This is a genomic window from Zoogloea sp., assembly GCF_041914405.1.
Taxonomy (GTDB): Bacteria; Pseudomonadota; Gammaproteobacteria; order Burkholderiales; family Rhodocyclaceae; genus Zoogloea.
Window position 1 is genome coordinate 62,602 of the sequence record NZ_JAYSDK010000013.1, and the last position, 13,425, is coordinate 76,026.

Genomic DNA, 13,425 nt, shown 5'->3' on the forward strand with positions numbered 1-13,425 from the left:
CGGGATGACAAAGAATGCGCCCTCAGTTGCCAGAATTGATGTCTAAGTGTTTTCCCGCCAGGTACTTGCTGCCCGTTATCCTGGCACTTGGGGTGACGGCCTGTGGCAGCCTGCCCAAGGCCGCTCCGAACTATTCCGTTCACGATTTCGGGCCACTCGATTCGGCAACCTTGCGCCCCCTCGGCTTTCCGATCCGCAGCGTCGAGGTGGTGCCGGCGCCGTGGCTCGCCTCGACGGCCATGCAGTACCGCCTTGCTTTCACACAGCCGACCAGGCGCCAGGTCTATCTTGAGAGTCGTTGGGCGGCCCAGCCGGGGCAGCTTGTGGAGCTGTCGGTCAAGCGCTCGATGAAGACCAGCGAAACCGCCGTGTCGTCGAGTGGTTGCCGGCTGCGGGTGGATCTGGACGAATTCGTGCAGCTCTTCGATGGGGAGGCGCGCAGCCGCGGTATCGTCGAGGCGCGCGCGGCGCTGCTGGCACCGCGCACGGACCAGCTCATCGCGACCCGTGGCTTTGCGGTCACCCGTCCGGCGCCGACGCCGGACGCCGTTGGCGGCGTCATGGCCCTGAGGGAAGGCGTGCTTCAGCTCAACCGCGAACTGCTCGACTGGTTGGAAGCGATCGACAAGGAGGGGGCGGCGAGGACTGGTGGCAGTGTCCGTGCCCGCTGTTCAGCTTGATTTTTTGAGACCGGCAGGAACGTGCCGGATTACATGCAAGGAGGAGAACCCATGAATGCTGTTGCCGAAACACTGACCGAACCTTTGCTGTTGCGCGACGACGCCCATGGCGTGACGACGCTGACGCTGAATCGGCCCGGCCAGTTCAACGCCCTCTCGCAGCCTATGCTTGAGGCGTTGCTGGTGGAGCTGACTGGCATTGCGGCCGACGCCTCGGTACGTGTCGTCGTGTTGGCCGGGGCGGGCAAGGCTTTCTGCGCCGGTCATGACCTCAAGGAGATGCGCGGCAACTACACCAAGTCCTTCCAGCAGGCCCTGTTCCGCCTGTGCGGCAAGGTCATGATGCAGATCGTGACCATGCCGCAGCCGGTGATCGCCCGCGTGCACGGCATCGCGACCGCTGCCGGCTGCCAGTTGGTGTCCATGTGCGACCTGGCCGTGGCGTCCGACGTGGCGCGCTTTGCGGTGTCCGGTATCAACGTCGGGCTGTTCTGTGCGACGCCGAGTGTTGGTCTGTCCCGCAACATGGGGCGCAAGGAAGCCTTCGAGATGCTGGTGACCGGCGACTTCATCGATGCCGCCGAGGCGAAGCGGCGTGGGCTGATTAACCGCGTGGTGCCTATCGAAGTGCTGGATGAGGAGGTTGCCAAGCTCACTGCGTCTATCTGTGCCAAGTCACCGGTGGCCATCTCGATGGGCAAGCAGATGTTCTATTCGCAGCTCGAGATGGGGCTGGATGGGGCCTATCAGCAGGCGGCCGAGGTGATGGCCTGCAACATGATGTGCGAGGATGCGGCAGAAGGTATCGACGCCTTCATGGCCAAGCGCAAGCCGGTGTGGAGCGGCAGGTAAACGCAGACCGCCCATGCTGATCGACACCCACTGCCATCTGGACGCGGCGGAGTTCGACGCCGATCGCGTTGCCGTTTTCGACGCGGCCCGGGCGGCAGGGGTGGGCGGTCTGCTGGTGCCTGCGGTGGACGCGGCCAACTTCGAGAAGGTTGCCGCGCTGGCCAGCCGGCTACCGGAATGTCGCTACGCGCTGGGGATTCACCCCATGTACGTGGCGGCAGCGCTGGAGTCCGACCTGGATCTCTTGCACGACTGTCTGGCAGAGGGTGGAGCCGTGGCGGTCGGCGAGATCGGACTGGACGGTTTCATTCCGGATGGTGACCTGCCGCGCCAGACTGCGTTTTTCATTGCTCAGCTCAGGCTGGCGCGGGAATTCGATCTGCCGGTGGTGCTGCATGTCAGGCGCGCGCAGGATCAGATCCTGAAATGCTTGCGTCAGGTGGGTGTGCGCGGCGGTATCGCCCATGCCTTCAACGGCAGCTGGCAGCAGGCTGAGGCCTTCATCAAGCTGGGTTTCAAGCTCGGCTTCGGCGGGGCGATGACTTACACGGGGTCGCGGCGCATCCGAGAGCTGGCGGCAGGCCTGCCGCTGTCGTCCATCGTGCTGGAGACCGACGCGCCAGATATTCCGCCCGCCTGGTGCGCTGGCCAGCGCAACGACCCGGCCAACCTGGCGCGCTTCGCTCAGGAACTGGCGGTACTACGCGGCATCGACGTGGATGCCGTGATTGCTGCAACAGGGGATAATGCGGTCGAAGCGGTTCCCGGCCTGGCTGACGTGCCGGGTTTCAGGCCTGTTGGGCCGGCGCCGTAGGACGGTTGCGGGCGATGAGTTGGCGGATGTCGTCCTTCATGCGGGCAATGTCGCCGTCGAATTTCTCGCAGTTCATCATCGAGATGCCGAAGACGTAGGCGTAGAGCAGCATGCTGCGGGTTGACGCCTCGTGCATCGGCATTCCGGCGGCGAGAAACAGTTCGCGGGCGCAGCGCAGGCGCCAGGCGTCCACTTCTTCAACGATCAGTGCGGCAGCCGGATCCCGGCGAGCCCATTCACGCATCGCGAGCTCGATGAGGATGCCCTTGCGGTTGCGGCTGGCGCTATATACGTCGATGACGTGGAAGATCTGCGCTTCCTCGTCACCGGCTACAGGTCGGGTCTGTTTGACGATGTCGCGGATGCGTCCGTCCTTCCAGGTCTCGAGCACGCCGGAGAGCAGGTCCTGGCGATCCTTGAAGTGCCAGTAGAAGCTGCCCTTGGTCACATGCAGGCGCTTGGCCAGCACTTCGACGCGCACGCCTGTGACGCCTTCGTCGGCAAGCGTGTCGAGAGCGGTCTGGATCCAGGCGTCGCGGTCGAGTTGGAGGCGGGGCGGTTTTTCCATACGGTGTAGTATTGACGGGTGCGGTGCCCATACGCTACCGTACGGAAAGTGACAAAGCAAGATGCCTGTGAGAAGCTCGCGGCTTTGCTGGTCCGTCTCCGTGTCGGCACCGGATTGCCGGCGGAAGCGGCGGTCGGAGAACAGGTCTGCCGACAGGAGGTCGAGTCATCGATGCCTGCGGCAGATCCAGAATATGGTGGAGAACCTCTACAAATGGAAGGAGCGCAGCATTGAAGATCCTGGTTCCCGTTAAACGCGTTGTCGATTACAACGTCAAGGTGCGCGTGAAGAGTGACGGATCCGGCGTGGATATCGCCAACGTCAAGATGTCCATGAACCCGTTCGATGAAATCGCGGTCGAAGAAGCAGTGCGCCTGAAGGAAGCCGGTGTGGCGACCGAGGTGGTGGCTGTCTCCTGCGGCGTCGGCGCCTGCCAGGAAACCCTGCGTACCGCGATGGCGATCGGTGCCGACCGCGGCATCCTCGTCGAGACCGATGTTGAGCTGCAGCCGCTGGCCGTGGCCAAGCTGCTGAAGGCCCTGTGCGACAAGGAGCAACCCCAGTTGGTGATCTGCGGCAAGCAGGCCATCGACGATGATGCCAACCAGACCGGCCAGATGCTGTCCGCGCTGAAGGGCTGGCCGCAGGCTACCTTCGCGTCCAAGGTGACGGTGGGTGATGGCAAGGCCAGCGTAACTCGTGAGATCGACGGCGGCCTGGAGACCCTCGAGATCTCTCTGCCGGCGGTGGTGACCACCGACCTGCGCCTGAACGAGCCGCGCTATGCGACGCTGCCGAACATCATGAAGGCCAAGAAGAAGCCGCTGGAAACCGTCAAGCCGGCCGATCTGGGCGTGGATGTGGCCCCCCGCCTGGCGACGCTCAAGGTCGTCGAGCCGGCCAAACGCAGCGCCGGCGTGATCGTGGCTGACGTGGCTCAGCTGGTTGAAAAACTCAAGAACGAAGCGAAGGTGCTGTAATGACGATTCTGGTTGTTGCCGAGCACGATAATGCGTCCTTGAAGGGCGCAACCCTCAACACCGTTTCCGCTGCTGCCAAGCTTGGCGGCGATGTCGCCGTGCTGGTGGCTGGTTCGGCTGCGTCCGCCGCGGTCGAGGCTGCTGCCAAGGTGGCTGGCGTCGCCAAGGTGCTGGTGGCGGATTCTGCCGCTTTTGCCGATCAGGCCGCCGAGAACCTGGCTGCTCAGGTCGTCGCAGTGGTCCAGGCTTCTGCCGGTGCCATTACCCACGTGCTGGCCCCCGCCACCACCTTCGGCAAGAACGTGCTGCCGCGCGTCGCCGCGCTGCTCGACGTGGCGCAGATCTCCGAGATCGTCGCCATCGAGTCCGCCGACACCTTCGTGCGCCCGATCTACGCAGGCAACGCGCTGGCTACCGTTAAGTCCGCTGATCCGGTCAAGGTCATCACCGTGCGTACCACGGCCTTCGAGGCTGAGGCTGCGGGGGGCTCCGCGGCCGTCGAGAACGTGGCTCCAGTTGCCGACCTGGGCCTGTCCAAGCTGGTGGGTCGTGAGCTGACCAAGTCTGCCCGTCCGGAGCTGGGTGCCGCGAAGATCATCGTTTCCGGTGGTCGTGGCGTGGGCAGCGGCGAGAACTACCATAAGCTGCTCGAGCCGCTGGCCGACAAGCTCGGCGCCGCCCTCGGTGCATCCCGCGCCGCCGTCGATGCTGGCTTCGTGCCCAACGACTATCAGGTCGGCCAGACCGGCAAGATCGTCGCCCCGCAGCTTTACCTGGCAGTCGGCATCTCTGGTGCCATCCAGCATCTGGCCGGCATGAAGGACTCCAAGGTGATCGTGGCGATCAACAAGGATCCCGAAGCGCCGATCTTCCAGGTGGCTGATTACGGCCTCGTCGCCGACCTCTTCGAGGCCGTGCCGCAACTGACTTCCGCCGTCTGAGGACGACCGGACCCGGGGCTGGCTGAATGAACTTCGCGCCCGACCTCTTCTCTGCAGGCTGGCACATTTTTGCCTGTCTTTGTGGACTGGGGGCCGGAGCGTGGGTGATCAAGACCGCTCCGTGGCGGCGCCTGCACGATGGGCATCAACTGAATGCCTTGGCGGGTGCCGCCGTCATCCTGACCCTGCTGTGGAGCCTGAACGCCGGTGTGTATCCGGGGCTCAACCTCCACATCCTCGGGGCGATGGCAACCACGCTGATCTTCGGGCCGCAGCTGGCCCTCGTTGTGCTTGCTCTGGCGCTGACCGGCGTGACGTTGAACGGCAGCATCGAGTGGGCTGCCATCCCCATCAATTTCCTCGCCATGGGCATCGTGCCGGTGGCGCTGGGCGCCCTGTATTTCCGCCTCGTGGAACGCTGGCTGCCCAAGCATTTCTTCGTCTACATCTTCATCAACGCTTTCATCGGCGCTATGGTGATCGTCCTGATCCAGGGCTTGATCGCGTCCCTGATGCTGTTCTCAGCGGGTGCCTACCCGGCTGACAAGCTCCTGTCCGAATATCTGCCGTTCTTCCTGCTGCTGGGCTTTGCCGAGGCTTGGCTGTCGGGCATGGCCCTGACCCTGATGGTGGTTTATCGCCCGGAATGGGTGGCCAGCTTTGATGACAGGCATTACCTGATGAACAAATAGCAGTGCCCAGGCCTAATGGCCGTCAAAAACCAAATAACAACACCGTGTGGAGAAAAGAACGATGAGCAGCTACAACGCACCGATCCGTGACATGCAGTTCGTCATGAAGGAACTGGCTGGCCTCGACGCCGTGTCGGCCCTGCCGGGCTGCGAGGAGGCGAGCGCCGATGTGGTGGATGCGATCCTCGAGGAAGCTAACAAGTTTGCCAGTGGTGTGCTGGCGCCGCTCAACTGGAGCGGTGATCAGGAAGGCGCCCGTTGGGACAACGGCGAAGTGCGCACGGCGACCGGCTGGAAGGAGGCCTACACACAGTTCGCCGAGGCTGGGTGGACGGCGCTGGCCTGCGAGCCGGAGTATGGCGGCCAGGGCTTGCCGAAGCTGGTCTCCACCGCTGTGATGGAAATGTGGAAGTCGGCAAACATGGCCTTCTCCCTGTGTCCGATGCTGACCACTGGCGCCATCGAGGCAATCAAGCTGTGTGGCAGCGACGAGCAGAAGGCGGCCTATCTGCCCAAGATGGTGAGCGGCGAATGGACCGGCACCATGAACCTCACTGAGCCCCAGGCCGGTTCCGACCTGGCGGCGGTGCGTACCCGCGCGGTGCCTCAGGGTGATGGCACCTACAAGATTTTCGGTCAGAAGATCTTCATCACCTACGGTGAGCACGATATGACCGACAACATCATCCATCTGGTGCTGGCCCGTTTGCCGGACGCGCCGGAAGGGGTGAAGGGTATCTCGCTGTTTGTCGTGCCGAAGTTCCTACTGAAGGCCGACGGGACGCCGGGTGAGCGCAACGACGTACATTGCGTGTCCATTGAGCACAAGCTCGGCATCCATGCCAGCCCGACGGCGGTGCTGGCCTTCGGTGACAAGGGGGGAGCTATCGGTACGCTGGTCGGCGAGGCCAACCGGGGCCTGGAGTACATGTTCATCATGATGAACGAAGCCCGCTTTGCCGTCGGGATGGAAGGTCTGGCGCTGTCCGAGCGGGCCTACCAGCAAGCCCTGGCTTATGCCAAGGACCGCGTCCAAGGCACCGAAGCCGGCGTGCGCGGCGGCCCGAAGGTCAGCATCATCCATCACGCTGATGTGCGCCGCATGCTGCTAAGCATGAAGTCGCAGATCGAGGCCCAGCGCTCGCTCGCGTATGTGGTCGGAGCCGCGACCGACCATGCCCACTATCATGCCGATGCCGAGGTGCGAGCCCAGAACCAGGCATTCGTCGATCTGATGATTCCGGTGGTGAAGGGTTGGCTCACCGAGAGTGCCATCGAGATCACCTCCACTGGCGTGCAGGTACATGGCGGCATGGGCTTCATCGAGGAAACCGGGGCGGCCCAGCATTTCCGTGATGCCCGCATCACGGCGATCTACGAAGGAACGACGGCGATCCAGGCGAACGATCTGATCGGTCGCAAGATCGCTCGCGAGAGCGGCCTGACCGCCAAGGGGGTGGTGGCCGAGATGCGCAAGGTCGAGGCTCAGCTGGCGGAGGCCTCCGGTGAAGAGTTCGTGGCAATCCGTAAATCCCTCGCTGCCGGTATCGGAGCTGTGGAGGAGGCGGTGGATTACATCGTCGCTACCTTCGGCAAGGACATCAAGGCCGCGTCGGTGGGCTCGGTACCCTTCCTCAAACTGCTCGGCATCGTCGCTGGAGGCTGGCAACTGGCGCGTGGCGCACTGATCTCGGCTCGTCGGCTGGCGGAAGGGGCGGGCGATGCAGCGTTCTACCAGGCCAAGATCACCACGGCGCGTTTCTATGCCGATCACGTGTTGTCCCAGGCGCCTGGGCTTGCCTATGCGGTGGTGAATGGCGCGGCAGGGGCGCTGGCGCTGGAGGAAGCGCAGTTCTGATTCCTCAGCGCTGACCTTACCCGTCCTGCTTTGAAAGGCCGCTCTCGGCTGGGAGCGGCCTTTTGTTTTTTACTTTCATCCGTCCTGCATTAGGGACACTAGCTGGAAAAAAGCCTTTTCAATTGAATGGCATGGGTTTTCAGGCCGAGTGGCGGATGCCGATGAGGGGACTGTCGTCGTTCTGTAATACTTGATGCGCAGTATCCCGGTTTTCCGTGTTTCCGGTGGGCCGGTCCGGGGCTGCCTGATGGGCTGCCGGGCCGGCTGCGCAATTCATGAGCCCTACGCCTTCGCCTTCCACCTTCCTGCCACGCCGCGCGGCGTATGTTTTCAATGGCCAGCTGCAACAGCCGACGACGGTGCGTCAGCTGTCGCGTGCGACGGAGGCCCTCGCTGTCAGCGCCTCCTGCCAATGCGCGCTCGACCGTTTCTTTGTGGATGCCGGCCTGTACGCGCTGCCTGTCGTGGATGTGCAGGGGCGTCCGCTAGCGCTGCTGGATCGCAAGTCTTTCGTCGAGTTCTTTGGGCGTCCATACATCAGGGAGCTGTTCGGCCGCCGCAGCATCGTCGATTTGCTCGCCTACGAGCAGTACGACAGCTCGCCGCCACTGGTGGTGGATGAAGGCAGCACGGTGGAGGATGCGGCCCGGATGATCATCGATGCGGGCATGCAGCACATGGTGACCGGCTTTATGGTCAGCCGCCAGGGGCGCTATGTGGGGATGGCCAACGGCCACGATCTGCTCAACACAATCACTCAGCGCAAGCAGGCCGAGCTCTATTACTTGGCGCACTACGATGCGCTGACCGGCATTCCCAATCGTGCGCTGCTTGCCGACCGCCTGGAGCAAGCTTGTCTGGAGGCCGACCGCAAGGGCAGCCTGGTGGCCTTGCTGTTCATCGATGTGGATCGCTTCAAGCAGATCAATGATTCCCTCGGCCATAGCGCTGGCGATGAGGTACTGCGCCGAATCGTGTCACGCCTGAAGGCGTCCGCGCGGCAGGTGGATGCCGTGGCTCGGCTGGCTGGGGACGAGTTCGTTGTATTGATGGAGAATCTGTCCACCCCGGAGCAAGCCGAGCTGGTGGCGGACAGGATTGTGGCGTCGATGCAGGAACCGATAGCAATGCTCGGTCACTCGCTGGTGGCTACCGTCAGCATCGGAAGCGCGATTTACCCGCGAGACGATGACCAGATCCACAATCTGCTGAGCAAGGCCGATGCCGCGATGTACGAGGCCAAATCGGCCGGGCGCAATGGTTTCTGTTCTTACACCCCGGAGATGCATACCTACAATCCTGCCAGCATGTCCCTAGAAAGCGAGCTGCGCGGGGCGATCGAGCGGGATGAGCTGGTGTTGTTCTTCCAGCCTCAGGTTGGTCTGACCGACGGCAGGGTGCGCGGGGTGGAGGCGCTGTTGCGCTGGCATCACCCGCGGCGTGGCTTGATTCCGCCCATGCAGTTCATTCCGGTAGCAGAGGAGAGCGGCCTCATCATCCAGTTGGGCGAGTGGGTCCTGCGCCAGGCGCTCGCGCAACTGTGTGCGTGGCAGGGGCAGGGGATGGCACCGCTGCCCGTGGCCGTCAATATTTCGGCGCTGCAACTTCGTCAGAAGGGCTTTGTCGGCTTCCTGATGGCCCAGCTCGCGGAGTTCGCCGTCGAGCCCGCGCTGCTCGAGCTTGAATTGACTGAGACGGTGTTGATGAAGGATGTGGAGGAGGTGCTGCGTACCCTCAACGAAATCAAGGCGCTCGGTATTCGGCTGGCCATAGACGATTTCGGCACCGGTTTTTCCAGCCTCAGCTATCTGCGGCGCTTTCCTATCGATCGCCTGAAGATCGACCAGTCCTTCGTCCGCGATATCGACAGCACGCCGGTGAATGAGTCGATCGCCCGGGCCATCGTGGCGCTTGCCAACAGCCTGTCACTGGAGATCGTTGCCGAAGGAATTGAAAAGCCCGCTGAGGTGGCGGTCCTGAGACAAATGCACTGCCATGAAGGGCAGGGCTATCTGTTTTCCAGGCCCATCGAGGCCGCGCGTTTTCCTGCGTGGCTGTCGGCGCACGGCGCCCTTGAGCTGGCTGCTGCCTAGATGCCTTCTCCGTGCTGGCCACGGATGATCCAGTCTTCGAACTGGGCGACCGGCATGGGCTTGCCGAACAGATAGCCCTGGCCGTGGTTGCAGCCGATGCTGCGCAGGAACTCGAGCTGCTCCGCCGTTTCGATGCCTTCCGCGGTGATCTCGAAACCGAGGGTCTGCCCGAGGCCGACGATGGCTTTGGTGATGGCAACATCGTTCTCGTTGTGGGGCAGATCGGAAACGAAGGCCCGATCCACCTTCAGGTTGTTGATCGGCAGAACCTTCAGGTAGGCGAGTGAGGAGTAGCCGGTGCCAAAGTCATCGACTGCGGTCGTCACGCCGAGATCCTGGATGGCGTGGATCACCTGGCGGGCATGTTCCGGATTTTCCATGATCAGGCTTTCGGTGACCTCCACCTCCAGCACCTCCGGCGGGAGCCCGTGGCGTGCCAGTGCACAGGCCAGCGTATTCACATAGTCACTGCGTTCGATTTGCAGGGCGGCGACGTTGATGGCGATGCGTCCAGTTTCCAGTCCGTTCCCTCGCCACTGGCTGATCTGTCCGCAGACGGTGTCGAGCACCAGCTCGCCAATCGGGATGATCAATGCAGTCCGTTCCGCCAGCGGGATGAATTCGGCCGGGGAGATCATTCCGCGTTGAGGGTCCTTCCAGCGCAGGAGCGCTTCGGCGCCACTGACCTGGCCGCTCTTGAGGTCCAGCTTGGGTTGATACCAGAGCTCGAACTCCTTTTCTTCCAGGGCACGCCGTAGCGCTCGCTCGCGGGTCAGCCTGTCCTGGGCCTTGCGCGTCATCTCGGCCTGATAGAAACGGTAACTGTTGCGCCCACCTTCCTTGGCGCCATACATGGCAGTGTCTGCGTTGCGGACCAGTTCTTCCGATGTGCTTCCGTCGGTGGGTGCGATGGCGATGCCGATGCTCGCGGTGACCAGCGCGGCATTGCCATCTAGGTCGAAGGGCTCCTGCAGGGCCTGGAGGATTTTCTTGACCACGGTAATTGCGTCGGTGTCCTGTCCGAGATCACTGAGGATGACGGCGAACTCGTCGCCCCCGAGGCGGGATACGGTATCCTCGACCCGCAGGCAGCACTTGAAACGTTCTGCAGCCTGCTGGAGCAGACGATCGCCGACCGGGTGGCCAAGGCTGTCGTTGACGGTCTTGAAGCCGTCCAGGTCGAGGATCAGTACTGCCAGTTGCCGGTCGTAGCGGAGCGCGCGGTCCAGGTCATGCTGTAGCTGGTGGTGGAACAAGGTCCGGTTGGGCAGGTCGGTCAGTGGGTCGTAGTGTGCCAAGCGTTCGAGTTCAGCCTGGGAGTGCTTGATCGCCGAGATGTCCGAGAAGACCGCCACGTAGTTCACATGATTGCCATTGTCGTCATTGACGGCATTGATCGTGAGCCATTCCGGGTACAGAGCGCCATTCTTGCGGCGGTTCCAGATTTCGCCGCGCCAGACTCCGGTGCTGCGGAGGGTCTCCCACATGGCTCGATAGAATTCGGGGGGCTGGCGGTCGGAGCGCAGCAGGCGGGGACTCTGGCCGACGGCTTCATCGGCGCTGTAGCCGGTGATGTCGGTGAAGGCGCGGTTGACCGACAGGATGGTGCTGTGGGCATCGGTGATCATCACGGCATCGGCGGTGTTTGCCATTACGACGCCTGCTAGCCGTAGTTGCTCGGTGGTCTGTTTGATCTCCGTGATGTCGGTCGAGATGCCGAGGATGGCGTGTGGCTGCCCGTCGGGCCCGGGGAGAGGGCACTTGGTCGTCAGGTAGGTACGCTCCCGGCCGTGGTCGTCCAGTTGTTCCTCGAAGCGCATGACGCTTCCGTTTGCCAGGACCGCCAGGTCGTTGTGGCGTTGCTGCTGTGCGAGCTCCGCTGGCTGGAAGCGCTCCCGTGGCATCCCCTGTGTGGTGTTCAACCCGTATCCGACTGCTCTTTCGAAACATCGGTTGCACCATTTCAGCCCCCCGTCTTTGTCGAACAGGTAGATCAGGGACGGGGCGTGGTCGACGATGGTCTGCAGCAGTGCCTGCTGTAGACCAAGTGCTTCCTCGGTGGCCTTGTGTTCGGCGATTTCCTTGGAGAGACTCTCGTTCCGCTGCCGGATCAGGCGATTGCGACGCATCAACTGGGCAATGAAGAACAGCACCAGGACTGTGTTGGCAATTGAGATCAGGAACAGTTGGGAGCGGAGCGGAGACCGGCTGGGCCAACCGTTTAGAGGGACCGCAGAAAGTTGCCAGACGCCTCCCGGGACCGTGACGGCAAGGCTGACCGGATCGTCTTCAAGGACAGTGTCGTCGCCCCAGATGATTTCCCCCGCGCTGCCGAGTCCGTCCCTGCCGCGGAGGCTCAAGCGCAGGGGGTTCTCGTTGGTGATTCCGCTTGCGCGAATGAGGCTATCCAGATTGGCGACGATGGACATCGTCCCCCAGTAGTGTCGCTCGTTGTGGGCTGATGTGGTGAAGATGGGGTGACGGTAGATCAGCCCATAGCCGCCCTGAACGAGCTTTACAGGGCCGGCCAATAGAGGGTGGCCGCTTTCCCGGGCGCGGAGAATCGCGGCGTATTGTTCAGGGATCTGAGCGAGGTTCGTTCCCAGGGCTGCGTCGTTCCCCTCGAACGGGTAGATCTTGCGGATCACATCGCCGGGAAGCAGGGCGACATTGCGGATATGTGGGGAGGCTGCAATGGCCATTTGGGCCATGCCGGAAAAGTGGGTCGCCTGAATATCACCGTCGATTCTCAGAATTTGCGCGATGCCTTCGGCCGTTCCGAACGTGCTGCCGATCTGCCCTTCGAGCATCGCGCTGATGCGGGCCAGTTCGGTCGTCGCTTTGTTGCGGGCATCGCTCGTCCGCCGCTCTGCGTCCAGGTAGCCGAGCAGGAACGAGAGAAGAACCCCACCGATTCCGACAACGAGGAGCAGCAAATATGTAGTGGGCGCATGCTGGCTCGCGAGCCACCGTATAGCTTCCTTGCCACGCGAAATGTTGGCCATGCTCCCTCAACGTCCGGTAGCGGGCCGGGCGGCTATCAATAACGGTCGCGCAGGCGTATAGGCGCTGCATCCAGTGCCGGGAGCGAAGGTGGCTCGTCAGCGGCGGCAGAGACTAACCTTGATGGGGTATTTCCACAACTCAGAAAGGGAGATCACCGTGACGTGATCGAAGTTTGAGCGTCGGAGTTATCGGCTTAGCTCGGGAAAACGCCACAGCCATAACCAGGCAACCAGTAGTTGAACGACGATGGTGAGGGTCCAGGTCCCGGTCACATAACAGCAGGCGGCTGGTAATACGACCTCAAGCAACTCTTCGCAGAGGATGCCAAGTATGAAGAAGAACAGCGTCAGAAACACCCATTTGGCGACGAAGCCGGGTAGGTGGTGAATGCCCATGCGCCTGTTGTAGCGGTAGTTTTGTTGTCGCTCGAGCAGGGTGCCGCGACTCACGTCCCGGAAGTAGGGGAAGGGCCAGAGGTAGCGATACAGGAGACGCCAGATACCGTCCTGGCGCTCGGCAGCAGTCCTGTTCATCATTGCTCTCCCGTGCGGCGTGTATGCGGCAATCGGCTATATCAGTGTGCGCTGCTTTGCCGATGGATGGAAGAGCGATGATTGCGGACTGAAAAACAAAAGAGCCGGTCAAATGACCGGCTCTTTGAATTTTGGTGCCCAGAAGAGGACTCGAACCTCCACGCCTCGCGGCACTAGTACCTGAAACTAGCGCGTCTACCAATTTCGCCATCTGGGCAGCGAAGACCGCCATTATAGGCAATCTTTTTTTTACTGCAAGTTATTTTTGAACTTTTTTCCGTCGCTGTGTCAAATGAATGCTTTGACCAGTCTTGCAAATCAAAAGCCGGCCAATTGACCGGCTTTATTAATTCTGGTGCCCAGAAGAGGACTCGAACCTCCACGCCTCGCGGCACTAGTACCTGAAAC

11 protein-coding genes and 1 tRNA gene are annotated in these 13,425 nt (G+C 62.2%); 8 read left to right on the top strand and 4 right to left on the bottom strand.

What is annotated here, in order from left to right; genetic code table 11:
* Positions 1-65 precede the first annotated feature (65 nt).
* The 3 genes from ACE3RX_RS10070 to ACE3RX_RS10080 are packed head-to-tail and all read left to right on the top strand — an operon-like array spanning position 66 to position 2,346.
* Positions 66-680: an ABC-type transport auxiliary lipoprotein family protein gene (locus ACE3RX_RS10070; RefSeq protein ID WP_374482939.1), complete on the top strand. Its 615-nt coding sequence runs from the start codon at positions 66-68 to the stop codon at positions 678-680.
* 51 nt (positions 681-731) lie between these two features.
* Entirely contained in the window at positions 732-1,532 is an 801-nt protein-coding gene (locus ACE3RX_RS10075) for an enoyl-CoA hydratase (protein WP_374482941.1), read from the top strand.
* Positions 1,533-1,545: 13 nt separating this feature from the next.
* Positions 1,546-2,346, top strand: coding sequence for a TatD family hydrolase (locus ACE3RX_RS10080; RefSeq protein WP_374482943.1), 801 nt, complete (start codon positions 1,546-1,548; stop codon positions 2,344-2,346).
* Here the strand turns inward: ACE3RX_RS10080 and ACE3RX_RS10085 are convergent.
* Positions 2,321-2,914 (bottom strand): TetR/AcrR family transcriptional regulator, encoded by a 594-nt coding sequence (locus tag ACE3RX_RS10085; protein WP_374482945.1) that lies wholly within the window; start codon positions 2,912-2,914, stop codon positions 2,321-2,323. The two genes, ACE3RX_RS10080 and ACE3RX_RS10085, sit on opposite strands and share 26 nt — an antisense overlap.
* A gap of 230 nt (positions 2,915-3,144) precedes the next feature.
* Between ACE3RX_RS10085 and ACE3RX_RS10090 the strand changes: the two genes are divergently transcribed.
* The 5 genes from ACE3RX_RS10090 to ACE3RX_RS10110 all read left to right on the top strand — a co-directional run bounded on the left by ACE3RX_RS10090 (position 3,145) and on the right by ACE3RX_RS10110 (position 9,478).
* Complete coding sequence (locus tag ACE3RX_RS10090) at positions 3,145-3,894, top strand: electron transfer flavoprotein subunit beta/FixA family protein (protein WP_374482947.1); 750 nt, start codon at positions 3,145-3,147, stop codon at positions 3,892-3,894.
* Complete coding sequence (locus ACE3RX_RS10095; RefSeq protein ID WP_374482949.1) at positions 3,894-4,835, top strand: FAD-binding protein; 942 nt, start codon at positions 3,894-3,896, stop codon at positions 4,833-4,835. The genes ACE3RX_RS10090 and ACE3RX_RS10095 overlap by 1 nt, the downstream gene beginning before the upstream one ends.
* Before the next feature lie 26 nt (positions 4,836-4,861).
* Complete coding sequence (locus tag ACE3RX_RS10100; protein ID WP_374482951.1) at positions 4,862-5,527, top strand: energy-coupling factor ABC transporter permease; 666 nt, start codon at positions 4,862-4,864, stop codon at positions 5,525-5,527.
* A gap of 61 nt (positions 5,528-5,588) precedes the next feature.
* Positions 5,589-7,385, top strand: coding sequence for an acyl-CoA dehydrogenase (locus ACE3RX_RS10105; protein WP_374482953.1), 1,797 nt, complete (start codon positions 5,589-5,591; stop codon positions 7,383-7,385).
* A gap of 275 nt (positions 7,386-7,660) precedes the next feature.
* A complete protein-coding gene (locus ACE3RX_RS10110) occupies positions 7,661-9,478 on the top strand; it encodes a putative bifunctional diguanylate cyclase/phosphodiesterase (RefSeq protein ID WP_374482955.1) in 1,818 nt (605 codons plus the stop codon).
* Here ACE3RX_RS10110 and ACE3RX_RS10115 read toward each other — a convergent pair.
* From ACE3RX_RS10115 to ACE3RX_RS10125, 3 genes are all read right to left on the bottom strand, one after another.
* Positions 9,475-12,483, bottom strand: coding sequence for an EAL domain-containing protein (locus ACE3RX_RS10115; protein ID WP_374482957.1), 3,009 nt, complete (start codon positions 12,481-12,483; stop codon positions 9,475-9,477). The genes ACE3RX_RS10110 and ACE3RX_RS10115 overlap by 4 nt on opposite strands.
* A gap of 186 nt (positions 12,484-12,669) precedes the next feature.
* Complete coding sequence (locus tag ACE3RX_RS10120; protein WP_374482959.1) at positions 12,670-13,017, bottom strand: hypothetical protein; 348 nt, start codon at positions 13,015-13,017, stop codon at positions 12,670-12,672.
* Between the two features lie 132 nt (positions 13,018-13,149).
* Positions 13,150-13,234, bottom strand: a tRNA-Leu gene (locus tag ACE3RX_RS10125).
* Positions 13,235-13,425 lie beyond the last annotated feature (191 nt).